This is a genomic window from Nocardia sp. X0981 (genome assembly GCF_977089955.1).
Genome location: NZ_OZ372435.1, coordinates 3,687,171 through 3,711,502 on the forward strand (window position 1 = coordinate 3,687,171; position 24,332 = coordinate 3,711,502).

Sequence of the window (24,332 nt, forward strand, 5' to 3'; positions counted from 1 at the left end):
GACGAGGGGACGGCGGTCATCTCGACAATGCCCGCTCACTCCGCGCCCGCAGGCGCTCCGGGCGCGGCTGCATTTCGTAGACCGCGAAGGCGGTGCGGATCACCGGTTGGGCGACATTGCGTACCCGGATCCCGCCGGGCGTGGTACCGCGTTCGGTACCGGCGTGCGCGTGACCGTGGACGGCGAGATCGACCCGGTGGGAGTCGATGGATTCCCCCAGCAGATAGGAACCGAGGAATGGATAGATTTCGCGGGGCTCACCGTGCAAGGTATCGCTGACCGGGGCGTAGTGGGTCAGCGCGACCGTGACATCGGTATCCAGATCCGCCAGCGCGCTGTCCAGCGCGGCCGCCATTTCGATGGTGTGACCGGCGAATTCGCGCATCAGGCGCTCGCCGAACACGCTGGCGCACTTGCCCGCGAAACCACCGCCGAAGCCCTTGGTCCCGGCGATACCCAGAGTGTGGTCGCCGATCTCGAGTGTGGTGGCGCTGCCCTCGAGCACGATCATGCCGTACGCCTCCAGCAGTTCGGAGATCTCCGTCGCGACGTCACTGTGATAGTCGTGGTTACCCAGCACGGCGACCACCGGCACTCCCACATCGGCGAACTCGGTGGCCACCACCTCGGCTTCCGCCGCGGTGCCGTGCCGGGTCAGATCACCGGCGAGGAGCAGCACATCGGCGCGCTCGGGCAGTTCTCGCAGGGCGGGCCGTAGCAGCCCGCGGGAATCGGTTCCCAGGTGGATATCTCCGACAGCGGCGATCCGCATCTGCCCACTCCTTCCGCTCGGTGTCAGACACCGAGGTCCTCACATTCGCCCGGGCTCGGTTTCGCGGTGACGCGCACATCGTTGTGAATCGGCAGATCCGGGACGATATCGCGGATCACCTCCTCCAGGCGGTGGCGGCGCTCGGCGGTGCTCACTTCACCGTCGAGGCAGACGACATCACCTCGGATACGCACCTGCACGCCCTGTTCGGCCGTGCGCGGGTCTTCGGTCAGCGCGCGGTGTATTTCGGCGGCCAGGTATTCCGGTGGCCGCTGCTGCGGTGTGCTGTCGGGCATCTCATTCCGCCTTTCCGGAGTTCGGCTCCGGCGTTCTGGTATCGGCGATACCGAGATCGTCGATGAGCCCGAGGAACGCCCGCGCGTACGGCGAATGTTCGGTCTGGGCGCGAACCGCTGGCCAATCCACCTGTTCCCGCAGATCGCGGGAGATGCGCAGCAGCGGGCTCAGGTCGAGCCGGTGCGCGTCGAAGACCAGAAGCTTGTCCACCAGCAGATCGGTGCCGTGCACCACCGGCGCCACGGTCGGACCTACCCGCATGACCTCGGCCCGGTCGAGAAGAGCGTCGTCGACCTCCCGATTGTTCGGGCGATGGATGATATCGATCAGCGTGTCGCCGTCGTAGGCCTTGGTCAGCCAGTCCTCTGCCGCGTCGGCGATCCGCAGTCCCGCCCGGGCCAGTTCGCTGCGCGCCCGGGCGCAGTCGGCGGGTTTGACGAAGAGATCGACATCATGGTCCGAAGGCGGGCCGCCGCGCGCGTAGACGGCGCAGCCACCCGCCACCGCGAACGGGATCCCCTGATGCGACAACGCGTTCGCCGCCCGGGTGAGGGCGTGCAACAACTGTTGGTGCGTCGGAGCCATACCGGGCGGCTACCCGGAAGCGGCGACCCTAATCACCGGATGACCGGCCCGCACCCGGTCACGGCCACGAGGATTCGGTCTCCGGGCAGACCACCATCTCCCGGACCGCGCAGCCGGGCGGTTGGGTCATCGCGAAGATCGCGGCAGCGGCGACATCGGCCGGGTCGTTGAGCCGCGCGTCGGCCGGTGGTTTGTACTCTTCGGGCCGGCCGTCGAAGAACGCGGTACGCATACCGCCCGGTACGAGCAGGGTGACACCGACCTCCCCGGCCGTTTCCGCCGCCAGGGCGCGGGTGAAACCCACAACGCCGAATTTCGAGGCGCAGTAGGCGGTGGCATCGGGCAGGGCCCGCAGCCCCAGAGTGGAGGCACAGGTGACCACGGTGCCGTGCCGGGCCCGCAGAGCCGGCAGCGCGGCGCGGATCACGGCCGCGGTGCCGAATAGATTGACCTGGACGACACGTTCCCATTCGCCGGTGGCGATCTCGTCCAGTTTCCCGCACACATCGGTGCCCGCCGCGGTGAAAACGGCGTCGAGCCGGCCGCCGGCCCGTTCGATCAACGCCGCGGTGGCGCGGGTAGCCGCGGCGGAATCGGCCAGGTCCGCTTTTTCCCAGTCGACGCCCGGGGCGGGTTCGGCCCGGTCGACGACCAGGGGGGTGCCGCCCGCGTCCTGCACCGCCGCGACGGTTGCCGCGCCCAGGCCCGAGGCGCCGCCGGTGACGAGAACGGTGCCGGGATTACGCGAGGTATCCGGTGAATCGGCCATGGTTCTCCTCTGCTCGTGGATTCAGGACTCGGCCACCACACGGGAAGGGTCGGCGGGGGCGGCCAGTTCATAGGTGCGGAGCGTTTCCTCGGTCACGCGGTCCCAGGAGTAGTGCGCGCACACCCGGCGTCTCCCGGCCGCCCCCAGTTCCCGGCGGTGGGCGGGATCGGCGAGCAGCGCGCGCAGTGCTCGCGCCACTGGTTCGGGCTCGGGAGCGACCAGACGGCCGGTGACGCCGTCGGCAACGGTGTCCAGCATTCCGCCGACCGCGCCGGCCACCACAGGGGTACCGCAGGCCATCGCCTCGAGCGGCACCATACCGAAGGGCTCGTACCAGGGGGTGCACACCACGGCATCGGCCGAGCGCAACAGTTCGGGCATCCGTACACGTGGCACCTGACCCAGCAGCCGTACCCGGTCGGCCACGCCGCATTCCACGGCGATCCGCTGCAGGCGATACATTTCCGCGTTCTCGTCGGTGCCGTCCCGGCCGGGCGGCGGCTCGCCTCGTGCCGTACCGGCGGCCGGTGTGAACGCCGCGGAGCCCCCGGCGATCAGCAGTTCGGTATCGGCGAGCCACGGCAACGCGCGGATCACGGTATCGAAACCTTTACGCCGCACCGGACGTCCCACCGACACCAGCCGCCGGCGGGCGGTTCGCGGCGCGCGCGGGCCATTCGGTTCGAACAGCGACAGGTCCACTCCACAGGGCACCACCACCGCCCGGTCCGGTGGCACACCCATCCGCCCCAGTTCCGTCACCTCGTCGCGGCAGGTCGCGATGATCCGGGCGGCGCGGCCGGCGATGAGGCGTTCGAACTTGATCCGGGAGGGCGGGCTGGTATCGGCCGCACCCTGGTAGCGGCGCTTGACGGTGCCGAGGGCGTGGAAGGTCAGCACCACGGGGATATCGCGTTCGCGAGCCGCGAGCTCACCGGCGATACCCGACATCCAGAAATGCGCGTGCGCGATATCCGGTGTTTCCGCGGCCCAGTGCCGCCGCAGGAAATTCGTGAACTCTCCGAGGTGGGAGAGGATGGCATCCTTCGGAATCGGTTCCGGTGGGCCGGCGGGTACGTGGAGCACCCGGTAGCCCGCGCCGGTCACCACCTCGGTGTCGGTCACCGGATCGTCGCGCCGCGTATAGACCGTGACCTCGTGCCCGCGCGCGGCGCAGCCCGCCGCCAGCTCCGCCACATGAACGTTCTGGCCGCCGGCATCGACTCCGCCGAGCGGAGCGAGGGGATTCGCGTGCTCGGAGATCATGGCGATCCGCATCGGATCTCCCTTCTGGTCCGGCCGTAGTGCGGGCGGCCGGTATCACCCCAAGGAGGCGATGAGGGCGACCGCGACCACCGCGAAGACCGCTACCAGCGCGATCGTCGCGATAACGGCGAGGATTCCGGTAGGCGGGAAATGGTGACGGGTACGGGGCTCGGGGGCCGACAGGCCCGAGGTCTGCGGCGTATCCGGCGGGGTGGACCCGGGAGGTACTCCGCCGCCCGGCTCCAGATCGGGGGTGTCGGAGGGATCGGGATCCATCGAGCTCATGATCGTATGCCTCCTCGTCCGGTGCGGAGGAGTCCGTGGGCGAGACCGTGCGCCGAGATCAGCTCGCGGTAGCCGGTTACCGCGGCCGCCGGCACGACGCTGGCGGTGATCGTTCGTAGCACCATGGACCGCGCATACCCGCTTCGAGGTCGGTCAATCCGGTGGATTTCGCGAAGTACTCGCGAGCGCGGGGCCCGTTTATCGCCCCGGGAGGTGGGAAGCCACCGCACCGAGAGCCGACGCGCGGATCGCACGTGTGTACGGCAGAGCCGCTCCGCCGAAGAGGAGGACATTGTGGACGGTACATCGGAGCAGACGGGCCCGGTGCCCGCAGCGTCGGAAGCGGCACAGCGGCCGACCGGCGCGGGCCGCACCGGCGCCGATGCGAAACAACAGCAGCTCGATCCGCTCCGGCAGGACCGGACGAGCGGGTATCTCACCACCCAGCAGGGTGTACGGGTGGATCACACCGACGATGCGCTCACCGTCGGTGAACGCGGACCCACGCTGCTCGACGATTTCCATGCCCGGGAAAAGATCACCCACTTCGATCACGAACGTATTCCGGAGCGAGTGGTGCACGCCCGCGGCGCGGGCGCCTACGGCTACTTCCGGCCCTATGACAATTCGCTGGCCGAGTACACGGTCGCGAAGTTCCTCACGGATCCGGGTACCACGACCCCGGTGTTCGTGCGGTTCTCCACCGTCGCCGGATCGCGTGGTTCGGCCGATACGGTGCGCGATGTCCGCGGGTTCGCCACCAAGTTCTACACCGAGCAGGGCAACTACGATCTGGTCGGCAACAACTTTCCGGTGTTCTTCATCCAGGACGGCATCAAATTCCCCGATTTCGTGCACGCGGTCAAACCCGAACCGCACAACGAGATCCCGCAGGCCCAGTCGGCGCACGATACGCTGTGGGATTTCGTGGCCCAGCAGCCGGAAACCCTGCACGCCATCATGTGGCTCATGTCCGACCGCGCGCTGCCGCGCAGCTATCGCATGATGCAGGGCTTCGGGGTCCACACCTTCCGCCTGGTGAACGCCGAAGGGCGCGGCACATTCGTGAAATTCCACTGGAAGCCCGCGCTGGGTGTGCATTCCCTGCTGTGGGACGAGTGCCAGCAGGTAGCCGGCCGCGACCCCGACTACAACCGGCGGGATCTGTGGGACAGTATCGAAGCGGGCGATTTTCCCCGCTGGGAACTCGGTGTGCAGTTGATACCGGAGGAACAAGAATTCGATTTCGATTTCGACCTGCTCGACGCCACCAAGATAATTCCGGAAGAGCAGGTGCCGGTGCGGCCGGTCGGTGAACTGGTGCTCGACCGCAATCCGGACAACTTCTTCGCCGAAACCGAGCAGGTCGCCTTCCATACCGCGAATGTGGTGCCGGGAATAGATTTCACCAACGATCCGCTGCTGCAACTGCGGAACTTCTCCTATCTGGACACCCAGTTGATCCGGCTCGGCGGCCCGAATTTCGCCCATTTGCCGGTGAACCGTCCGCTGGCCGATGTGCGCACCCACCAGCAGGACGGTTACGGCCGGCACGATATCCCGCGCGGGGAAGCCTTCTATACCGAGAACACGATCGGCGGCGGTTGCCCGGCCCTGGCCCAGGAGGGTGTCTACCGGCACTACACCCGCCGGGTCGAGGGGGATACGATCCGGGCCCGCAGTGAGAGTTTCCGCGAGTACTACCGGCAGCCGCGTATGTTCTGGCGCAGTATGTCCGAGCCCGAAGCGCAACATATCGTCGAGGCGTTCGCCTTCGAGCTGGGTAAATGCCGGCGGGTGGAGATCCGCAGCCGGGTGCTGGATCATCTGGTGCGCATCGACCCTGATCTGTCCACGCGGGTCGCGCGGGAACTCGGCCTGCCCGCACCCGAGGCCGTGCCGGTGGACGATGTCCCGGTCTCGCCGGCGCTCTCGCAGCTGACCGCGCCACCGCGCACCATAGCGACCCGCAAGATCGCGGTGGTGGCCGCCGACGGTGTGGACACAGCCGGTGTGCAGCGGCTACGGGAGTCCTTCGGCGAGCGTGGGGCCGATATCGAGGTGCTCGCCCCGCACGGCGGGGAACTCCGCGGCGCCGACGGTACGGGTCTGGCGGTGGACCGGGCACTGCCCACCATGGCCTCGGTTCTCTACGACGGGGTCATCGTGAGCGGTGGAGAAGCCGCAGCGCGGACGATCGCCGGATCGGGCCCGGCCCTGCACTTCGTCACCGAGGCGTACAAACACGCGAAACCGGTGGGGGCGCTCGGTGCGGGAGCGGAGGTGCTCCGTGCGGGCGGAATCGCGGTGCCGGCGCAGCCGGATACCGCGGCCGGCGGGGTGGTGGTGGCCGGGGAATCGGCATCCGATGCTTTCGTCGCGGCCTTCGCCGAGGTACTGGCCGGTCACCGGGTGTGGCAGCGGGATACCGACGCCGTACCGGCCTGACCGGCCCTCGGCAACATCCCGGCCCGTGCGGCCGCTCGGCGGACACCGTGCGGCCGCACGGGGGTCACCGTGTCACCCGGAGAGCTCGCCGAGAGCGGTGTTCGGTTTCAGGTGGTCCGGCGCCGTCGGCGGTGGCTGGTATCGCACAGGGGGTAGGTCCGGGAACGTTTGCACAGGCAGATCGCCACCAGGAAACGGTCCGCGTGGATCTCCGTGCCGTCGGCGGTGACCAGGTCGACGGGGCCCTCGACCAGTACCGGTCCATCCGGTGTGAAGGTCATCCGGTGGGACTCCCGGTCACCGGTGCCCGGCTCGCCGGCAGCCGCGCAAGGAGGTACCGCCGTGTACGAGCAGGCCCGGCCCACCTCATCCGCCTCCCGGTCCCCGGTGCCGCGCGTCACCGGGGGGCGGGACCCGCGCACGGCAGCGAGCAGCTCGTCGGGATCGGGTGGTCCGCCTGCGCGGCGGCTCGGCTCATCGGGTTCGGTCGGCACGGATCACCACCAACTCCTCGTACTGCTGACCGGGCCCGATGAGGCCCCGAGCCTGTAACCAGTGGCTGCGGCGCCGCATCACCGGACCGAAGGGGATAACGGTACGGGCCACCACGGTCGCCTTCAGACCCCCGTCGCGCAGCTGGTCGAGGGTGGTCGTGGTGCCGGAGACCGCGGAGTGCACGATCAGCGCCGTACCGCCGTCGTCCAACAGATGCGGCATCATCGTGCACAGGGGGTCGAGCAGGGACCGGCCGTGGTGTCCGGCGTCCCAGGCCCGCGCCGCCCGGTCGGTGGGTGCCGGTTTCTCGCAGGGCACATACGGCGGGTTGGCCACGACCACATCGAACCGGCGGCCCCGCACCACCCGGGTGACGTCCCCGCGCAACAGTTCCAGGCGGACCCCGGACAGCCGGCTGTTGAGCCAGGCCGAGGCCACCGCCGCGCGGGACAGATCCACCGCCGTCACCGTGGCCGCACCGGTGCGCGCGGCATGGATCGCCAGTGCGCCGGTGCCGGTGCAGGCATCGAGTACCCGGGTCCCGGTCGGCAGCGCCGCTTCGGTCATCGCGCGAGCGAGCAGCCAGGTATCCGGCTGCGGGCGGTATACCCCCGGGCCGCGGATCAGCATCGTCGCCCCCGCTCCGTGGTCCGCAGCGAACTGCTGCCCGTCCGCCAGGGGTCCAGCAGCGCCGCACCGCAGCGGTCCTCGAGGAGATCGGTCGCCTGGATGCCGAAGACGATCGACGCGGCGAGCTCGGGCTCACGGTCGAGCAGATCGGCGAGCACATCCCGGCGTACCACCTGTTCGTGGACGGCGTCGGCGGTGACGTGTTCCTGGTAGAACCGCACGCAGGCCGGGTCGGCTCCGAACCGCTCCAGTGCCTCGACCAGGACGTAGGAGGCGGGTGAGGACGTGATCTCCACCGCCGCGAAATGGCCCACGACCGCGCCCCGCAACGAGCGGTGCAGCCCGAACAGCGACATCATATCGACCAGGGCGAGCATGGGGGCCGGCACGATATCCAGGTAGTGCAGATAGCCGTCGTCCAGGCCGGCGCCGCGCAGCAGATCGGCGTAGAGCCGCGCATGGACGCGCTCCCCCCGGCCGCCGCCGAATTCGTCGAACTCCACCGCCACCAGCGCGGCCTTGGCCCTACCGCGCAGGCGTGGGATGACCCAGGCCACCGGGTCGGCCTCTTTGTGGTGGTAGATCGAACGGTGAACGAAGTATTCGCGGACCTGCCACCATTGCCCTTCGTCGCGTAACCACCGGGGCACTCCGCCCACCGCGGGCGCGGTGAGCAGCCGGTCCAGCTCCGCGGTGACATCCTCACCACCGGCTACCTCGGCACGGAGCGCGGCGAGGAACCGGCGTTCCAGTTCCCTGCGCAACCGCAGCAGCCCGATATCCCACTCCCACTCGGGGTCTACCTGCCGGAATCCCTGATAGTGCAGTTCGTAACAGGTGTGCAGGGCGAGCTGGAAATCGTCGCCGTACGGGTCGGGATCGGCGGGCGCCGTGGGTACAGGGGAGCCGGGCTCGCCCCGCAGTGCCTCCACCAGGTCCGCGGAAAGAGCGCCTCGGGGCAGAGGCAGCGGAGCGGAGTGGGCGGCGCGGTCGTCGACGGCCAATGTATCGGTCATGGGGTTCACCTTTCGGGCGACCGTCCGAGGGATCGGCGTCCGGGAACCGGACGCGGTAGGGGGAATCGTTTACGCGGCGGCCGGGTACTGCGCGGTGCGCAGGAGTCCGGCGAGGTGGGCCGCATTACGCGCGGCGGTGGCGTTGGTGGACGCGACGGGGTCGGGGATCCGGTCCAGGTCCAGGTAGTCGACGCCGCTCATGGCCTCACCGTTCCAGTAGGTGGCGCCCTGGGCGGGCACGGTGAAACCGATATCGTTCAAGGCCTGGAACAGATCGGCGGTGATCTTGTGCGCACCGTCCTCGTTGCCGACCACCGCGGCGAGCGCCACCTTGCCGAACATCGCCGGCCTACCGGCCTCGTCGGTTTCGGACAGTTCGGCGTCCAGTCGTTCCAGCACCCGCTGGGCCACCGAAGACATGTGCCCGACCCAGGTCGGCGTGGCGATGACCAGGATATCGGCGGCGGAGATCCGGGCGCGGATATCCGGCCATTCGTCGCCGTCGCCCTCGTCGCGGGTGATGCCGGGACGGACGTCGTGATCGACCACCCGGATCACCTCACCGGTCACCTCGTGGCGGGCCAGTTCGCCCAGTAGTTGCCGCGCCAGCAGATCGCTGCTGGATTCGGCCGGAGACTTCTTGAGTGTGCACACCAATGCGATCGCGCTCAGGGAAGCCATGTGGTGGGAACCTCCGCACTGTCGGTCCGCCGGTTCGCTCGCCGGCCGCTGCCCTGGCAATAGCCGGGCACAAGCGGTGTAAACGTCCGGCGGTCCGGGCCCGTGGCAGACGGGAAGTGTTCGAGCGGAAGCGTTGTGAACGGTGTACAGCGGTAGCGGTGCGTGCCAGAATGAGGATCAGGTTGAAACACGCAGCCGATCCCGGCGCCGCGTAAACCGGTGCCCGGGCTCGCGGGATGGAGCCGGCGCTCCACCGATCACAACTGCCCGCAGTGCACCCACAGTGCATTACGCCAGCCGGAAATCCCCACCCAACGGACGGGGTTCACATGTCGGTTACCACCGTTTTGTACCAGGCCGATCAGCACAGGCACGAACCACGACCGGCCACCGTCGGCCGCATGTGGTCGCGACGTAGCGCCGACCATCCCGACTACGTGATCGCTCGGGTGGAGGGCGAACTCGACGCGGTTCTGCTCGACGAACTGCGGGCCCTGCTGCAGCACTGCCGCGCCGGCGCCTGCCGGGTGGTGGTGCTCGATCTCCGGGCCACCACCTTCCTGAGTCTCCGGGCGGCCGCCCTCCTGGCCGCCGCCAAGGCCGACGCATGGCGCGCCGGTGTCGAATTCCGGCTGGTCAGCGGACGCCGGGAGGTGGAGCGTGCACTGGAGGTGGCGGGCGTGCGCGGCCAGTTCCCCTATTTCCCGAGCCTGCGGGCGGCGCTGGAGACCTGACTCGTACCGGGGCACCCGGACCGGCGTCCGGTTCCTCGCCCCGGTTTCGCGATGGACACGAGCACCGTCGATAATCGACCGGTGACGCAAGAGGACGGCCACTGCACCGATGAGGCCGAGGCGATGGCGAATGCGCTGGGCGCGGGCATACCGCAGCGCGCTGGTGCCTTCCGGTTCTGGTTCGCGGACCAGCGCTGGGAGTGGTCGGAGACCGTGGCCCGGATGCACGGGTACCCGCCCGAGCCCATGACGCCCACCACCGATGTGCTGCTCGCCCATAAACACCCCGACGACCGTGCGCAGGTCGCCAGTGCGCTGGAGAAGTCGGTGGCCTCGCACGAACCCTTCTGCAGCAGGCACCGCATCGTCGACACCCAGGGACAGACCCGGCATGTGATCGTCGTGGCCGACACCATGACCGACGAGGACGGCGTCGTGGTGGGTTCGGCCGGGTACTACGTCGATCTCACCGAGACCCTGGAGGAGGAGCGCCAGGACACGCTGCAGGACACCCTGCCCGGCCTGTACGCCGCGCGCGCGGTCATCGAGCAGGCCAAGGGTGCGCTCATGCTCGTCTACAGCATCAGCGCCGAACAGGCGTTCCGGGTGCTCATCTGGCGTTCGCAGGAGACCAATACGAAGCTGCGGACCCTCGCCGCTCGGCTGGTGGACGAATTGCCTAGGATCGAGCAGGCCTCGGTCGCGTTGCGCACCGAATTCGACCATCTGTTGCTGACGGTGCACGAGCGTATCGACAGGCCCTGAACAGGTCCGGGTTTCGGTCCCCTGAGCCGGGGTACATGCGGATGTGACAATCAGGTAGACAACCGAGGATACGAACAACCGCGGCGTCACCGACGGTCATGCGGGTACGAGGGCCCGGGAGGCGCCCGGGCCGCTGCGGGGCGGGGCGGCACAAGCGAGGTGGTGATGCGCATGACAGAGAGTGTTTCCGACTCTGTGGACACGACATCGGCGGATACGACGACGGTGGGAGTGCGGGTACCCGCCCGCCACGAACAACTGGTGATGCTACGCGCGTTGGCGGAGACGGTATCGCTGATCGCCGATTTCGGCCTGGACGAGGTGACCGATATCCGGCTGGCTCTGGACGAGGTGGCCACATCGCTGATCGCCACGGCTGTGCCGGACACGACACTGGGTTGCGACTTCGTCTATGACCACCACCACATGCGAGTGCGCGTAACCTCGATATCGGAAGCCGCTTCGCTTCAGGATCAGGAGGGATTCGGCTGGCATATCGTCCGGACGCTGACCCGCTCGGTCAGCGTTGTGCAGCGCCCCTACGACGTGGGGAGTGGTGGTTATCCGACCGATGTCGAATTCAGCTGGTTCCGAGGAGGCGCCGATGGGGCTTGAGGGACCACGGGTAGACCCCGGACCCTCACGCCGCCATCGTGGCAGCGACAGCTACGACAATATCGAGCCGCTGTTCGGCAAGCTGGCCGCCCTTCCCGAGGGCGACCCGGATCGGGTCACCCTCCGGAAGGAGATTCTGGCCCGCTGCCTTCCGCTGGCCGAACACATCGCCCGCCGATTCTCCGGCCGCGGCGAAACCTACGACGATCTGCTCCAGGTGGCCCGCCTGGGGTTGCTGCACGCCGTGGACCGGTTCGATGTCTCGCGCGGTTCGTCGTTCCTGTCCTTCGCCGTCCCCACCATCATGGGGGAGGTGCGCCGGCACTTCCGGGACAACACCTGGTCGGTGCGGGTGCCGCGGCGGGTCAAGGAGATCCAGCTGAACCTGGGCCCCACCATCGAAACCCTGTCCCAGCGGCTGGGCCGGGTACCGCGGGCCCGGGAGATCGCCGCGGAACTCGAGATCGATCTGGTGGAGGTGACGCAGGCCCTCATCGCCGGTAATGCCTATCAGACCTCTTCGCTGGATTCGCCGTCCGGTGAGGACAGTGAGAGCGCCGGGTTACCGCTGGTGGAATCGCTGGGCGCCGAGGAGCCGTCGTACGGCTGGCTGGAGGACTACATGGCCGTCGAACCGCTGCTGGAGCAGCTCACCGACCGCGAACGGCAGGTGCTGCAGATGCGGTTCTTCGAATCCAAGACCCAATCCCAGATCGCGGAGCGCCTCGGGGTCTCGCAGATGCACATATCCCGGATCCTGTCCCGGACGCTGGGCTGGTTGCGCGAACAGGCGTTGCGTGATTGACCGGGGCGGTCCGTGGAGTCAGACGGGGGCCGAACCCGCCCGGCCCCGGATCCGCTCGATGGTCGCCGATGTGGAGCGGTCGGCGAGATAACCGAGGGTCCGCACCTCGCCGCCGTAGCCGTGGACGACCGGCGTCTCCGGCAGCAGCTCCGGCCGGTAGTCGCCTCCTTTGACATAGAGGTCGGGCCGGAGGCTGCGCAGCAGGTCGGCCGGGGTATCGGTATCGAATACGGTGATATGGTCCACGCAGCTCAGCGCGGCGAGTACCGCGCATCGGTCCCGTTGGGAGTTCACCGGCCGGTCCGGTCCCTTCAACCGGCGGACCCCGGAATCGGAGTTGACGGCCACGACGAGCACATCCCCCAGCCGCGCTGCTTCCTCGAGGTAGGCGATATGGCCGGCGTGCAGGACGTCGAAGCAGCCGTTGGTGAAGACGATGCGGGCTCCGGCGCGGCGCTCCCGGGCCACCGCCTCGCACAGCCTGCCGGGGTCGAGAATCGTTTCGCCGGATCCCGGCGGAGTGGAGGGCTGCGGCTGTGTCCGGGTGGCGATACCCGGTCGGCGGACGGGCTCCGTGACCGCGGCCCGGGCGAGTTCGCCGGCCGCGGCCGGTGCCGTACCGTCCATCAGGGCCAGTGCCAGCGCGGCGACGAAGGCGTCCGCCTGTTCCCCTGACCGGCCGCCGGGGACGGGGTGCAGCCGGGTCCGCGATGCCGGCCGGACACCGTCCGGAGGTATCGTCTCCGTCCCTTCCCGGGTGACGACCAGTGTTCTGGTTCCGGGGTCTGCGCACCCTCGGCCGAGATCGGGGCGATACGAGATCCGGGTATCCGCCTCCGCACGGTCGGTGCGGCCCGATATATGGGTGGCCGCCGGGCCCGGGGCGCCGGAGCCGGGACACCAGTATGCGGGCCGGTGCGTATCCACGATGAGCAGCGGTGGCCGGTCGGGCCCGGTGCGGAGCCGGTCGTTCCAGGCCGATACGGCTGCGGAGTGATCACCGACGAGCAGTGCGTCCGCATCCCGCAGAGCGGTATCGAGCAGCGCGCGCAGGGCGGCCGTTTCGGCGCTGTTCGCGGGCGCCGGCGCCGGTTCGTCGTAGCGCACCAGGACCCGGTCGCCCGCGACCACCCGGTTCCGGATCGCTGTGGCGCGGCCGGGCGTGGCGTAGAGCCCGGTGGTGCCGACCCCGGCGGCCTCCAGCGTGGCCCGCAGGGTGGCCGCGGCGGGGTCGGTACCGATCAGGCCGATCAATTCGACCTGCGCGCCGAGTGCCGCGAGCCCGGCCGCGATATTCGCCGCCGCGCCCGGAGCCGTATCGACTCGTTCGATATCGACCGCGGGGGCAGGTGCCTCCCGGTACCGGCGGACGGTGGGCCCCCAACGCCGGATATCGAGCACCGTGTCCCCGAGTACCACCACTCGTGCCGGTGTGCTCGCGCGCCTGCGTGCCGCGCCCGGAACCCGCCCCGGCTCGGCTCCGGCGGGCGGCCGGTTGCTGTCGTTGTCACGATGGTCGCCGCCGTTCACTGGGTGCCTTCCGGTCGATGACGGAGGGACAGGAGCATGGCCGGCGCGGTTCCGGCTCCGCCGCACCGCCGGTCGGCCACGGCGTGCGGGATGGTGCGGACTAGTGTGCGCCGGTGGCCGCGGCCTGTCCTGTGTGGGTCCGGGTCAGCACCCCGCGCAAGAACGCGGCCTGGCCCGCGTGCTGGAGATCGTCGGCGATCACGCTGATCAATCGCACGCCCATGGTGACGGGGGGATCCCAGCTCGAGTCGATGACGGCGTCGAGGTCCCGGTCGGCGATCGCGCCGACGAACCGCAGGGTGCGCTCGTGGACGGCGTCGTGGTACCCGGTCAGCAGTTCCGCCGGGGCGCGGATGAGAGCCACCTCGGCGGGGCCGTCGCCGTAGCCGGTGGCCTGCCGGTCGATCGGCAGATCGAAGCGTTCGTACCAGCCGCGGCCCGTCCACAGCGGTTCGGCGCCGGCGAGTTCCGCGATATGTTCGTCTTGGACCCGGGTCAGATGCCAGATCAGCCAGGCGATGGAATTGGAGCCGGGGTCGAGACGGTGTCCGAGTGCGTTCTCGTCGAGCCCGTCGACGGCCTCGTGTACCGATGCCCGGATTCGCTGGAAGGCATCGCTGAGCAGTTCGGCAGTGTTCATCGGTGTCTCCGTGGCTCGCGCGGTGAACGGCGGCGCCGGTTGCGCGCTCGTAGGGTTGCGGTATCGGCGCAGTACCACGCGCCGGTTCCCGCAAACCGGGTGGCACGCAAGGAACGGAAGCGCGGGCCCGTTCGAAAAAAATAGAACATGTTCTTGTCGTGAGCGGCGGGTCGTGCCAAGGTGACTCCATGGATCTGCAGGCACTCGAGCATCTCCGCGGTCTCAAATACCGGTACTTCCGGACCCTGGATCTGAAACAGTGGGACGATTTCGCCGATACCCTCGATCCGGAGATCGAAGCGCGCTACGGCACCCACGCCATGGGGCGCGCGCTCACCCTGGACGGTCGTGACGCCGTGGTCGGGTTCATGCGTGAGAACATGGGTCCCGGCATCGTCACCACCCATGTGGCCAATCATCCGGAGATCACCGTCGACGGCGATACGGCCACCGGGAGCTGGCTGTTCGAGGACACCGTTCTCGCCACCGATTTCGGCATGCTCATCCGGGGGTCCGGCTACTACACCGACCGCTACCGGCGCGGGGCCGACGGTATCTGGCGGATCCTGGCCACCTCCTACGTCCGGATCTACGAATCCTCACAGTCGCTGGCCGACACCCCGAGCCATACCCTGCTCAGCAATATGTGGGCCCCGGCCGCGGAGAAATGAAGCGGGGTCGCGGAGGAATCCCTCTCCAGGGATTCGGAGGCTTACGCGCCGTCCTCCGCCCTCTCGCCGTGCGCGGACGATCGAGCCACCGCAGCAGGTCGTTTCCGCTGCGCCTTCCGAATCGGGGAACCGGATGCGCCGGAGGCTGCGGTAGCGTCTCGAGCACCCGGCGATATGAGACAGCACGAATTGCAGGCAGGTAACACCAGTTGTGAACGACCTTACGGCCATGAGGATTCGGCATATCGTCGTGCGGGTAACACCTGGTGCCGGTGACGGTTTTTCCGTGGCCGCCGGCCGCTGAGAGAACACAGGAGCAGAATGAGCGCCAGAACCGAACTCGTCCACGAACTCGATGGCCCCACAGCCGCCTCGGAAATGCTGTCCGACCAGGAGATCGAGGATCTGCTCACCCTGTTCCGTGATGCCCAGAGGATGGAGAAGGATCTGCTGCTCGAAGCGGTGAACGGAATGATCCGGTTCTTCCCGCCGCCGTTTCGTGGTATCACCCGGCGGATCATGTTCGGGGATGCGCTCGAGGCATGAGTGATCTGGTCACGCGCGCGCAGATGATCCTGCTGGCGCGCACGTTACACGTACCCGTCGAACGGATCTCCTATCTGGAACGGCTCGGCGCCGAACATCTGCACGAACTGGAAACGCGTATCTCGCGCCGGTTCTCCGACTATCACGGGGAGATGTTCAAGCGGATCGGGCGGCTGATCCCGATCATCCCGCTGACCGTTTCGCTGCCGCTGGTGCAGCGCATCGTGCCGCCCATCATGACCGGCCGCGCGGCATGCGCGGTAGGGATCGACTACCCTGATGCGGCCGCCGATACGCTGACCATGCTGAAAACCGAGTACGCCGCGGATTGCACCCCGTATGTGGACCCCAGGGTGCTCGGTGAACTGGGCGACATCATGGCGTCGGAACCGCTGGTCGCGATCGTGAACGAGGTATTGCGCCGGAAGGATCACATCACCGTCGGACCGTTCCTCGAATACGCCAAACCGAAACTGGTGGAAGCGGTCGAGACCGGAACCTTCGACGACGAGGGGCTGCTCTTCTCCGCGGCCTACACCTACTCCCCGGCCGCGGTCAGCAGCATACTGCGCCAGCTGCTGAACGGCCGGCGGAACCGGATCCCCCTCATGATGACCACGGTGCTGGCGGGTTCGCCCGAACTGCAGGAAGCCGCCATCTCGGCCATCTCGCGGGCCGAGCCCGATGTGGCCGGTGCGATAGGTGCTGTGCTCCTCGATGCCGGCGCGCCGGAATCGCTGGGCAAACTCGCCGCGCACACCATCCAGAAGGGAGCCGCGCCGGAGCTGATGACCTTCATCGGCAAACTCGCCCGGCCCGATCTGGTACGGATGGCGCGTAATCCGATATTCGGTAATACCGCGGCGCTCACCGCGATCGTGGAATCGCTGGTGGTGGCGTTCGAGCCCGGTCCGTGGCGGGGTTTGCTGCGGCTGGCCGAACACAGTCATCCCGAGGTCCAGCGCTATCTGGTGACACTGGTGGCGCGAATGCCGGCGGAGCGGCTGTTCGAGCTCCCGTCGGTGGCCAACGCCGATGATCTCTGGCCCGAGTTGCTGCGCCTGCTGACCAGTGCCGATATCGAATCGCAGCGGCGTATCGGCGGCCTGTGGGCTCGGCTCACGCCCGAACGCCGGGCCGGTCTGCACCGGCGTATCGCGGAACTGCGGCTGGCGGACCGGCTGGCCGGGATCGCCGAAGCGGTGCCGGATATCTCGGTGGAGGAGGTGTTCTACCAGCGTCGCCGGCGTCGCCGCCGCGGACCCACTTCCGATAGCTGGAGTGTTGCCTGAAAGATGATCAGGCCGCGTTTCGCCGCCGCGCGTATGTCCATTTCCGCGCGTCGGGCGCGATTGCCGCCCATAACGCGCGCGAACTCGGTACCGTCGGAGAGTTCTCGGAATTTCGCTACTCATTTGCTATCCCTCGCGGGGGATCGAGAGAAGAGGCGGGTACGAGATGAGCGACGGACAGTTTCTCGCGCGGGTGCGCCGGACGGCGGTACTCACCGGGGTCGCGGCGGCGGTGCTGGCGCCCGCCGCGCCGGCGGTCGCCGATCCCCTGTGGCCGAACGGGCCGGATGTTCCGGGGGTACCGGCGATCATCCCGGCCCAGGCCCCCTGCTCGACCGCGGCGCGCGCCTGCCTGCGGCTCTCCACGAACGAGGTCTGGCTCATGGACAACGGGAAGGTCGTCTACGGGCCGACCCCGATGTCCCACGGTATGGACGGGTTCGAGACACCGCCCGGGGTTTTCCACGTCTCCTTCAAACGGCCCTACCACTGGAGCACCATGCATCATGCGCCGATGCACTACGCGGTGTTCTTCAACGGGGATATCGCCTTCCACGTGGGGCCGGTGGAACACCAGTCGCACGGCTGTATCCGCCTGACCGAGGCGGGCGCCATCGCCGTCTACCACTACCTCGAGCCCGGTGACGTCGTGGAGGTCGTGCCCTGACCCGGTCCCGAGACCGTTCATCCGGTTTCGTACGCTTGCCTGATGTGGATCATCGTGGTTGTTTCCATCATCAGCTGCCTGCTCATCGCCCTGGGCTTCGCGTTCGGCCTGCCGGACTGAATACGCGCCGGATATTCTGATATCTCCGCCCGGCCCGGCCGGGCGGAGTCGTGTACCGGTACCCGTCGCGGCGTCTAACGGTCCGCGTCGGTTTCGTCCTCGTTCTCGACGGCCGGGTGGTCGACGGCTACCGGCCGTAGTCGCGCCCATACGACGAACGCGAGGGCGGCGACCAGCAGAGCCACCCCGGTCCAGAGGTTCGCGTTGATCCCACCGGTTCGCGTGTCCGCGCCGGCGGTGCCGTGAACCAGCCCGGCGATCACCAGGACGATGCCGTAGAGCCCCAGCAGGGCGCCGACGATGGTGCGGATATCGAAGAGCACTGTGGTTGTCCTATCCGGTGGCGATATTGAGGACGATCACCAGTACCAGCGCGATACCGGCCAGCAGCGCCGGGCGCTGATACCAGGGCAGGGTGGCGGCTTCGGGATCGGTGCGCAGTTCCCGCGGCGTTTCCGAATACACCAGGCCGACGAGTTCGGAGGCCGGTTTCGGGCGGGTCACCCGGGTGACCAGCACGCTGACCAGGATGTCCACCACGAAGGCCGCCCCGGCGGCGACGAAACTGGCGCCCTGGCCGGACAGGGAGAACACCCCCACCTCGTTCAGCACGAAGATGGCCACGGCCACCGCCGTACCCGCCACCAGGCCGGTCCAGCCCGCGGCCGGGGTCATCCGCTTCCAGAACATGCCCAGGATGAAGGTGGCGAACAGGGGCGCGTTGAAGAAGCTGAACAGCGTTTGCAGGTAGTCCATGATGTTGTCGAACCCGCTCGCGATGAACGCGGTGAAGATCGCCGCCACGGTGGCGCCCACGGTCGCCACCCGGCCGACGGTCAGGTAATAGGTATCCGATCGCTCCCGCACCACGTACTGCTGCCACAGATCGATACTGAACACGGTATTGAACGCCGAGATGTTCGCCGCCATCCCCGCCATGAACGCGGCGAGCAGACCGGCCAGGCCGACGCCCAGCAAACCGTTCGGCAGGACCTCTTTCATCAGGTACAGCAGTGCCTGGTTGTAGTTGGTATCGCTGTCCAGATCCGGGTTCGCGGTGACGGCCCGCTTGTATTCGGCCATCTGGGGCACCAGGACAGCGCTGATCATGCCGGGGATGATCACGATCAGCGGAATGAAGATCTTGGGGAACGCGCCGATGATCGGAGTGCGGCGTGCGGCGGCGATGGAATGCGTCGCCAGTGCTCGCTGGACCTCCACGAAGTTCGTGGTCCAGTAGCCGAACGACAGGACGAAACCGAGACCGAAGACGATACCGAGGATCGACCGGAAATCGTTGGTGAACCCGGACAGGGCATTGCCGGGCCAGGAATCCAGCTGTTCGGCCCCACCGGGTGACGCGGCCACCCGGTCCCGCAGCCCGGCCCAGCCGCCCACGCGGTGCAACCCGAGGAGGGTGAGCGGGAGCAACGCGGCCACGATGACGAAGAACTGCAGCACCTCGTTGTAGATCGCCGCGGACAGTCCGCCCAGGGTGATGTAGGACAGTACGATCACCGCCGCGATGATCACCGCTGTCCACAGCGGCCAGCCCAGCAGGACGTTCAGAATCGTGCCGAGAAGGTACAGGTTCACCCCGGCGATGAGCACCTGGGCGATCGCGAAGCTGAGCGCGTTCACCAGATGGGCGCCGGTACCGAAGCGCCGGCGCATGAACTCCGGCACACTGCGTACCTTCGAACCGTAGTAGAACGGCATCATCACCACGCCCAGGAACAGCATGGCCGGAACCGCGCCGATCCAGAAGTAGTGGAAGGCCGGGAAACCGTATTCCGCTCCGTTGGCCGACATACCCATGATCTCGACCGCGCCCAGGTTCGCGGAAATGAACGCCAGCCCTGTCACCCAGGCCGGTAGCGATCGTCCCGACAGGAAGAAGTCCATACTCGACGAGACCCGCCGGCGGGCCAGCAGTCCGATACCGATGACGAAGACGAAGTAGAGGGCGACGATCGCATAATCGATCGGTTGCGCGTCGAGCCGCAGTACCTGCCCTTCGGCGAGCGTGGGAGCGAGCTCGTGGGCTGTATCGCGCTGCGACATGGAACGTCTCCTCGGAGCGACCACGGACAACCGCGCGGCGCACCCGATCGGCTCGCGAGGGTCGGCCGCACCACCAGAGGGGTTCTGGTGTATCGAACGTACCGCGCGCACGAGCGCTACGTTCGGTGTTCGCGCACTATCGGATGTGTTCGTCCGACCGGTGTTCGCTGTGCCAGGGAGCCGGCGGGCCGGGCCGGTGCCGGGAGCTCTCGCCGGGAGACAGGTGTGGGCGCAGGCTCTCGTGCACGCTGCCACCTATTGCTACCATGGACGCGGCGCATCCAATCGCACTGTGCGCCAGGAACTTTCGGAATACTCCTGGCGCACCTGTGGTGTGCGCGGGTTTCGTGGTCACCGAAGTAGGGGTTGCCGTGATTGTACGCGTGCAGAGCACCGAGTTGTCCAGTGTGCACCGTTTCGTGCGCCGATTGGTCGGCGAATGGGGTGCGGGCGACGACCGCATCGGCGGCCTCGCTCTCCTCGGATGCGCGCTACCACGCCGGCGCTCCGGGCCCGTGATCGATCTGCTGGTGTGGACCCCGTATTCCTGCACCCTGGTACTTCTCGCCGATTTCGGATCCGTCCAGCACGGTGAGCTGCGCACCCCACCCGCGGGCCGCTGGCAGGTCGGCGACCGCCCCGCGGATCTGCGCACCACCAAATCCGCGCTCAACCCGGTTCTGCGCGCCCGTAAGCAGAAAGCCGAATTGGCTGCGCTGTTCCGGCGCTACGGCCTGTCCGAGCAGATCGATATCCTGGTCGTGCTCATCCCCAAGACCGGTTCGCGGATCAGCTGGGATCCGCCTCCGGCGGAGGCGGATCTCGAGACGATCCTGGTGCGGATCGGGCAATCGGGTGGCCTGACCGAGTATTTCGAGCGGCCTCCGGTGGGCGGTGTGCGCTGGCGCACCGCCGACCTCGAGCGGGCGTTCGCGGCGCTCGAGCTCTCACGGCACCTCCCCGACCCGGAAACGCTGGCTGCCGAAGGGTTCGCGGTGACACCGGACGAGGCCGGTGTGCGCGCGGTGGTTGAATCCCCTGCCGTGGGACGAGTAACGCGGAAGGGGATCGCCGGATACTTGCCGGCACTGGTGACGCAGGCCGGTCGTTCTCTCGGCGCCCGGAATCCGCACGAGGGGCCGGTGGCACCCCGTGGCGCCGAGCCGGCCCGCCCGGTGGGGAACACGGGAGCCCGGCGGAGCGCCTCGCCCCGCCTGCCCGATCCGGTGGCGCCGCCGAAGTCCGTGGAAGCGTTCGCGGGTAGTGGAAGCGAAACGGAGGATTCCGCGACCGTACCCGTGCCCGAGGGCCGGGTGGATACGCCGAACCGGCCGGACGAGTACGAGAACTCCGCTACCCGGGAGGGTTTCGCGGTGCCGGTGGCCGGCGCGGCTTCCACCCGGGGTGATGTACTGCCCCCGGAAACGAGGGCGGTGGCGGCGGGACGCCGGGAGAGCGCGCAACCACAGGACGCGGTCGGGTATCCGGCCCGGCTCGGTACCCGGCCGGAGGCGACCGGGGACGAAGTAGCGGTTACGCGAGCCGGCAGTGATCGCGTGCAGGCTCGGGGAGCGGCGGCGATACCGGCGCACGAACACCCCGCTGGGAGTCCGGCCCGGTGGCCGGGCCCGTCCGGCCCGGTGCGCGACCCCGATACGCACCACGCGACGACGAGAGCGGATGCGCGTGGTCCGGCGCAGGAGTCAGGCGGCCCGGGGCCGGAATCCGCACGCGGGGAGGACGGAGGCAGTGGCACCGGGACCGTTGATCCATCCCATGCGGACGGCCGGAGCGGCCCCTCCGGGACACCGGCCGTTCCGGTCGGGGCCGGAAGGTTGCGCCGTGCTCCTCGACGGAGGGACGGGATTCCGGCGCGGGTGCGGGCGGGAATCGCCGGAGTGCGCTCGCTTCCCCCGCGATCCCGGGGTCCGGCCCCGGCGCGTCCGGGTTCGCCGGGTTCCGGTGCCCCCGACCGCGGGGAGACGAGCGGGGCGGAGCGGCGAGCGGGCCTCCGCTACCCGGCGGCGTTGGTGCTGGCGGTCGTGGCGGGAGCGGCCGTGGCGGGCACGATGTTCACCGCTTCCGGGTTCGCCCGGTTCGATATGGCCGAATACGGCGCGGTGTGCGAGGGCGGGCCGGGCCGGGCGGCGGCCGCACCGTACACGGCCGCGGGGCACAGTCCCGTATATCTGGGCAGTGGCCTCGGTGAGGTCACCGCGTTCGGTCCGTCCGCCGTCTGGCATCCCGTCGACCCGGGGACGGTGCAACTGGTCGCGTGCGCGGCGGAGGTACGTCTGGGACCGCTGGTGCGCACCTGCCAGTACGCGCCGCTGCCCGGGCAGCCCGTGGGCCGTACGCTGAACCTTTTCGCGAGGGTGTACCGGCTCGGCGTGTACGAGGCGCGCACCGGTAACCGGCTGTCCGAGGTGGAGATCACCGGCGATGGTTTCGCCGCGGACCCGGCGCTCGCGGAAGCGGATCCGTGCCGGGCCGCCGCCGGCTCCCCCGAGGACGGCCTCCCGGGCCGCCGGCACAGCAGGCTGTCACATCGGCAGGTCCAGGATGCGCTCGCGCCCTTCGTGCTGCCCGCGTCGCCGCGGATCCGTGCCGCCCGCTGAGCCGGTCGCTCCCGCTCGGCCCGCCGGCGCCGATCGGTGCCGAACTGCGGGCACCCGCCCGCGCACCCGATAGGCTCGGGGTGTCCGCCGCTCACCGCCGCACCGTCACCGGTACCGGCCCGACAGCAGGAGATTCACTCAGTGGGCACTGGTTCGATCCTCATCACCGGCGCGAGTTCGGGTCTGGGCGCGGAGATGGCGCGTCAGTTCGCCGCTCTCGGCTACGACCTGGCCCTGTGTGCCCGGCGTACCCAGCGTCTCGACGAACTCGCCCAGGAGATCGCCACGGCGTATCCGCGGGTCCGGGTACGGACCGCGGCGCTGGACGTCACGGATTTCGATGCCGTACCGAAGGTGTTCGACGAGTTCGCCACCGAACTGGGCCGGATCGACCGGGTCGTCGTGAACGCCGGCCTGGGGAAGGGCGTTCCCTTCGGCAAAGGCGGCGATCGCCCCAACCGGCAGACCGCCACCACCAACTTCCTGGGAGCGATGGCGCAAATGGAGGCCGCCATGAAGATCTTTCGCGCGCAGGGCGGCGGCCATCTCGTGGTGATCTCCTCCATCTCCGCCGTGCGCGGTATGCCCAAGACCATGACCAGTTACGCCGCGAGCAAGGCCGGTGTGGCGGCCCTGGCCGAGGGTATCGCCGCCGAACGGGTGCCGGGGGTGGAGGTCTCGATCATCTATCCCGGCTATATCGCCTCGGAGATGAACGACAAGGCCGCGCATCCGCCCAAGTTCCTGGTCGATACCCCCACCGGGGTGCGCTCCATGGTCTCGGCCATCGAGAAGCGCAAGTTCAAGGCCTACACCCCGGCCTGGCCCTGGGTTCCGTTCGGCTACGCCATGAAGGTGCTGCCGCTGCCGATCGTGCGCAAGCTCGCGGGTATGTGACGCCGTAACGCCGCGCCGGTCATTCGTCGCCGGCCAGGGTGGCGACCGCCGCCGACAGTTCGGTGAGCGCCGTGACGATCTCGGCCAGTCGTTCGTGGCCCAGTTCGCCGGCCAGCCGGGCGGCGAATTCCGCGTGCCGCGGCCGGATCCGGGCGATGGCGGCCTGCCCGGCCTCGGTGATCGCGACCAGTTTGGCGCGGCGGTGCGCCGGGTTCGGCCGGTATTCGGCCAGACCGCGGTCGACCAGCAGATCGGCGATACGCTGCACGCTCTGCCGGGTGACACCCATGGCGCGGGCGATACCGGCGACCGGCAGCGGTTCGTGCAGGACCGCGCCCAGCACCTGCCACCAGGCAGCGGTGAGGCCGGCCGGGGCGGCCAGTTCCTCGGCGATGGCGAGAAACCGGCCGTTGAGCTGGAACGAGGTGATGGCGGCGGTGCTGAAGAGTTGCTGTTCGGAGTGCTCCATCAGCCGGCCGTTCGCCGGGCCTCGTATGCCGCCAGTACCGCGTAGCCGGCGGGATCGCCTTGACCGAAAAGGCGGTACCAGCCGTCGAGTACTTCCGGTTCGTAGATGTCCAGGGCCGCCAGTACCTCGCGCGCGAATTCGAACGGCGCCGTCGAATTCGCGGTGATCACTGCCTGATCCGTGACGGCGGGTTCGTCGATGTAGTGTGCGGCTCCGGCATATCCGCTGGACGCCAGGTATTCGGCGATATTGCTGGTGTGCCGCCGTTCGTCGAGCAGGCCCGCCCGGGCCAGCCCGAAGGTCGCGCCGCAGATGGCGGCGACCGGTACTCCCGCGGCGGCGAATTCGCGGGCTTTGAGTCCGAAGGCGTCCAGTTCGCCGTCGTCCCAGCTCGCGGCGCCCGGCAGGATGAGCATGGCGCTATCGGCCGGGGTCAGTTCGGCCAGGGTGGTATCGGGAACGATCCGCATACCGCCCATCGTGGTCACCGGCTCGGTATCGGCTCCGACAGTGCGCACTCGGTACGCCCCGGGGTGCCGATGCCAGTGGCCGTTGTTGATATGCGCCGTGGCCGCGCCCACTTCCCAGTCGGCGAGGGTGTCGTAGACGGCCACATGAACAGTTCTCGGATTCATGACAATATGCTGTCAATATG

27 protein-coding genes are annotated in these 24,332 nt (G+C 68.6%); 11 read left to right on the forward strand and 16 right to left on the reverse strand.

Features of this window, described 5'->3' with window-relative positions:
- Positions 1 to 16: 16 nt before the first annotated feature.
- From ACYR7D_RS16455 to ACYR7D_RS16480, 6 genes are read right to left on the reverse strand one after another with little or no spacing between them, the layout of a single operon-like run.
- On the reverse strand, positions 17 to 772 hold the full coding sequence (locus tag ACYR7D_RS16455) for a metallophosphoesterase family protein (RefSeq protein ID WP_459545454.1): 756 nt from the start codon (positions 770 to 772) through the stop codon (positions 17 to 19).
- A 23-nt stretch (positions 773 to 795) separates the two neighbouring features.
- The gene (locus tag ACYR7D_RS16460) at positions 796 to 1,068 is read right to left on the reverse strand and encodes a BON domain-containing protein (protein ID WP_459545455.1); all 273 of its coding nucleotides are present in this window, start codon (positions 1,066 to 1,068) and stop codon (positions 796 to 798) included.
- Position 1,069: 1 nt separating this feature from the next.
- Positions 1,070 to 1,654, reverse strand: coding sequence for a nucleotidyltransferase family protein (locus ACYR7D_RS16465; protein WP_459545456.1), 585 nt, complete (start codon positions 1,652 to 1,654; stop codon positions 1,070 to 1,072).
- Positions 1,655 to 1,712: 58 nt separating this feature from the next.
- Positions 1,713 to 2,423, reverse strand: coding sequence for an SDR family oxidoreductase (locus ACYR7D_RS16470; protein WP_459545457.1), 711 nt, complete (start codon positions 2,421 to 2,423; stop codon positions 1,713 to 1,715).
- A gap of 21 nt (positions 2,424 to 2,444) precedes the next feature.
- Positions 2,445 to 3,701, reverse strand: a complete 1,257-nt coding sequence (locus ACYR7D_RS16475; RefSeq protein ID WP_459545458.1) for a glycosyltransferase — start codon at positions 3,699 to 3,701, stop codon at positions 2,445 to 2,447.
- A 42-nt stretch (positions 3,702 to 3,743) separates the two neighbouring features.
- A complete protein-coding gene (locus ACYR7D_RS16480; protein ID WP_459545459.1) occupies positions 3,744 to 3,974 on the reverse strand; it encodes a DUF6480 family protein in 231 nt (76 codons plus the stop codon).
- Positions 3,975 to 4,298: 324 nt separating this feature from the next.
- Here ACYR7D_RS16480 and ACYR7D_RS16485 point away from each other — a divergent pair, with 324 nt between their 5' ends.
- The gene (locus tag ACYR7D_RS16485) at positions 4,299 to 6,422 is read left to right on the forward strand and encodes a catalase (protein ID WP_459550188.1); all 2,124 of its coding nucleotides are present in this window, start codon (positions 4,299 to 4,301) and stop codon (positions 6,420 to 6,422) included.
- A 107-nt stretch (positions 6,423 to 6,529) separates the two neighbouring features.
- On the opposite strand, the gene ACYR7D_RS16490 is transcribed toward ACYR7D_RS16485, so the two are convergent.
- The 4 genes from ACYR7D_RS16490 to ACYR7D_RS16505 all read right to left on the reverse strand — a co-directional run bounded on the left by ACYR7D_RS16490 (position 6,530) and on the right by ACYR7D_RS16505 (position 9,244).
- The gene (locus ACYR7D_RS16490; RefSeq protein ID WP_459545460.1) at positions 6,530 to 6,703 is read right to left on the reverse strand and encodes a CDGSH iron-sulfur domain-containing protein; all 174 of its coding nucleotides are present in this window, start codon (positions 6,701 to 6,703) and stop codon (positions 6,530 to 6,532) included.
- A 193-nt stretch (positions 6,704 to 6,896) separates the two neighbouring features.
- The gene (locus ACYR7D_RS16495; protein WP_459545461.1) at positions 6,897 to 7,547 is read right to left on the reverse strand and encodes a HemK2/MTQ2 family protein methyltransferase; all 651 of its coding nucleotides are present in this window, start codon (positions 7,545 to 7,547) and stop codon (positions 6,897 to 6,899) included.
- Positions 7,541 to 8,563 carry an iron-containing redox enzyme family protein gene (locus ACYR7D_RS16500; protein WP_459545462.1) on the reverse strand — a complete coding sequence of 341 codons (1,023 nt, stop codon included), beginning with the start codon at positions 8,561 to 8,563 and terminating at the stop codon, positions 7,541 to 7,543. The genes ACYR7D_RS16495 and ACYR7D_RS16500 overlap by 7 nt, the downstream gene beginning before the upstream one ends.
- Positions 8,564 to 8,632: 69 nt before the next feature.
- A complete protein-coding gene (locus ACYR7D_RS16505; protein WP_459545463.1) occupies positions 8,633 to 9,244 on the reverse strand; it encodes a flavodoxin family protein in 612 nt (203 codons plus the stop codon).
- Positions 9,245 to 9,645: 401 nt separating this feature from the next.
- Here ACYR7D_RS16505 and ACYR7D_RS16510 point away from each other — a divergent pair, with 401 nt between their 5' ends.
- The 4 genes from ACYR7D_RS16510 (at position 9,646) to ACYR7D_RS16525 (ending at position 12,163) form a co-directional block, all read left to right on the forward strand.
- Complete coding sequence (locus ACYR7D_RS16510) at positions 9,646 to 9,978, forward strand: STAS domain-containing protein (protein ID WP_459545464.1); 333 nt, start codon at positions 9,646 to 9,648, stop codon at positions 9,976 to 9,978.
- Between the two features lie 123 nt (positions 9,979 to 10,101).
- Positions 10,102 to 10,743: a PAS and ANTAR domain-containing protein gene (locus tag ACYR7D_RS16515; protein WP_459550189.1), complete on the forward strand. Its 642-nt coding sequence runs from the start codon at positions 10,102 to 10,104 to the stop codon at positions 10,741 to 10,743.
- Between the two features lie 171 nt (positions 10,744 to 10,914).
- Complete coding sequence (locus tag ACYR7D_RS16520) at positions 10,915 to 11,358, forward strand: ATP-binding protein (RefSeq protein WP_459545465.1); 444 nt, start codon at positions 10,915 to 10,917, stop codon at positions 11,356 to 11,358.
- A complete protein-coding gene (locus ACYR7D_RS16525) occupies positions 11,348 to 12,163 on the forward strand; it encodes a SigB/SigF/SigG family RNA polymerase sigma factor (RefSeq protein ID WP_459545466.1) in 816 nt (271 codons plus the stop codon). The genes ACYR7D_RS16520 and ACYR7D_RS16525 overlap by 11 nt, the downstream gene beginning before the upstream one ends.
- A gap of 18 nt (positions 12,164 to 12,181) precedes the next feature.
- Here ACYR7D_RS16525 and rfaE2 read toward each other — a convergent pair whose 3' ends face one another.
- Positions 12,182 to 13,693, reverse strand: coding sequence for a D-glycero-beta-D-manno-heptose 1-phosphate adenylyltransferase (rfaE2, locus tag ACYR7D_RS16530; protein ID WP_459545467.1), 1,512 nt, complete (start codon positions 13,691 to 13,693; stop codon positions 12,182 to 12,184).
- Between the two features lie 100 nt (positions 13,694 to 13,793).
- Positions 13,794 to 14,333, reverse strand: a complete 540-nt coding sequence (locus ACYR7D_RS16535; RefSeq protein WP_459545468.1) for a mycothiol transferase — start codon at positions 14,331 to 14,333, stop codon at positions 13,794 to 13,796.
- A gap of 188 nt (positions 14,334 to 14,521) precedes the next feature.
- On the opposite strand from ACYR7D_RS16535, the gene ACYR7D_RS16540 reads away from it, so the two are divergent.
- The 4 genes from ACYR7D_RS16540 (at position 14,522) to ACYR7D_RS16555 (ending at position 17,509) form a co-directional block, all read left to right on the forward strand.
- Complete coding sequence (locus tag ACYR7D_RS16540; RefSeq protein ID WP_459545469.1) at positions 14,522 to 15,004, forward strand: nuclear transport factor 2 family protein; 483 nt, start codon at positions 14,522 to 14,524, stop codon at positions 15,002 to 15,004.
- Between the two features lie 321 nt (positions 15,005 to 15,325).
- Complete coding sequence (locus tag ACYR7D_RS16545) at positions 15,326 to 15,550, forward strand: hypothetical protein (RefSeq protein ID WP_459545470.1); 225 nt, start codon at positions 15,326 to 15,328, stop codon at positions 15,548 to 15,550.
- A complete protein-coding gene (locus ACYR7D_RS16550) occupies positions 15,547 to 16,842 on the forward strand; it encodes a hypothetical protein (RefSeq protein ID WP_459545471.1) in 1,296 nt (431 codons plus the stop codon). Before ACYR7D_RS16545 ends, ACYR7D_RS16550 begins: the two co-directional genes overlap by 4 nt.
- 166 nt (positions 16,843 to 17,008) lie before the next feature.
- A complete protein-coding gene (locus ACYR7D_RS16555) occupies positions 17,009 to 17,509 on the forward strand; it encodes a L,D-transpeptidase (RefSeq protein WP_459545472.1) in 501 nt (166 codons plus the stop codon).
- A gap of 194 nt (positions 17,510 to 17,703) precedes the next feature.
- Here the strand turns inward: ACYR7D_RS16555 and ACYR7D_RS16560 are convergent, their stop codons facing one another.
- The gene (locus ACYR7D_RS16560; RefSeq protein ID WP_459545473.1) at positions 17,704 to 17,952 is read right to left on the reverse strand and encodes a hypothetical protein; all 249 of its coding nucleotides are present in this window, start codon (positions 17,950 to 17,952) and stop codon (positions 17,704 to 17,706) included.
- 10 nt (positions 17,953 to 17,962) lie between these two features.
- On the reverse strand, positions 17,963 to 19,693 hold the full coding sequence (locus ACYR7D_RS16565) for a sodium:solute symporter family protein (protein ID WP_459545474.1): 1,731 nt from the start codon (positions 19,691 to 19,693) through the stop codon (positions 17,963 to 17,965).
- A 371-nt stretch (positions 19,694 to 20,064) separates the two neighbouring features.
- Here ACYR7D_RS16565 and ACYR7D_RS16570 point away from each other — a divergent pair, with 371 nt between their 5' ends.
- Positions 20,065 to 22,311, forward strand: coding sequence for a hypothetical protein (locus ACYR7D_RS16570; RefSeq protein ID WP_459545475.1), 2,247 nt, complete (start codon positions 20,065 to 20,067; stop codon positions 22,309 to 22,311).
- Between the two features lie 141 nt (positions 22,312 to 22,452).
- Positions 22,453 to 23,208: an SDR family oxidoreductase gene (locus ACYR7D_RS16575; RefSeq protein ID WP_459545476.1), complete on the forward strand. Its 756-nt coding sequence runs from the start codon at positions 22,453 to 22,455 to the stop codon at positions 23,206 to 23,208.
- A 19-nt stretch (positions 23,209 to 23,227) separates the two neighbouring features.
- Here ACYR7D_RS16575 and ACYR7D_RS16580 read toward each other — a convergent pair whose 3' ends face one another.
- Positions 23,228 to 23,677, reverse strand: coding sequence for a MarR family winged helix-turn-helix transcriptional regulator (locus ACYR7D_RS16580; RefSeq protein WP_459545477.1), 450 nt, complete (start codon positions 23,675 to 23,677; stop codon positions 23,228 to 23,230).
- Positions 23,677 to 24,312 carry a type 1 glutamine amidotransferase family protein gene (locus ACYR7D_RS16585; protein ID WP_459545478.1) on the reverse strand — a complete coding sequence of 212 codons (636 nt, stop codon included), beginning with the start codon at positions 24,310 to 24,312 and terminating at the stop codon, positions 23,677 to 23,679. The genes ACYR7D_RS16580 and ACYR7D_RS16585 overlap by 1 nt, the downstream gene beginning before the upstream one ends.
- Positions 24,313 to 24,332 lie beyond the last annotated feature (20 nt).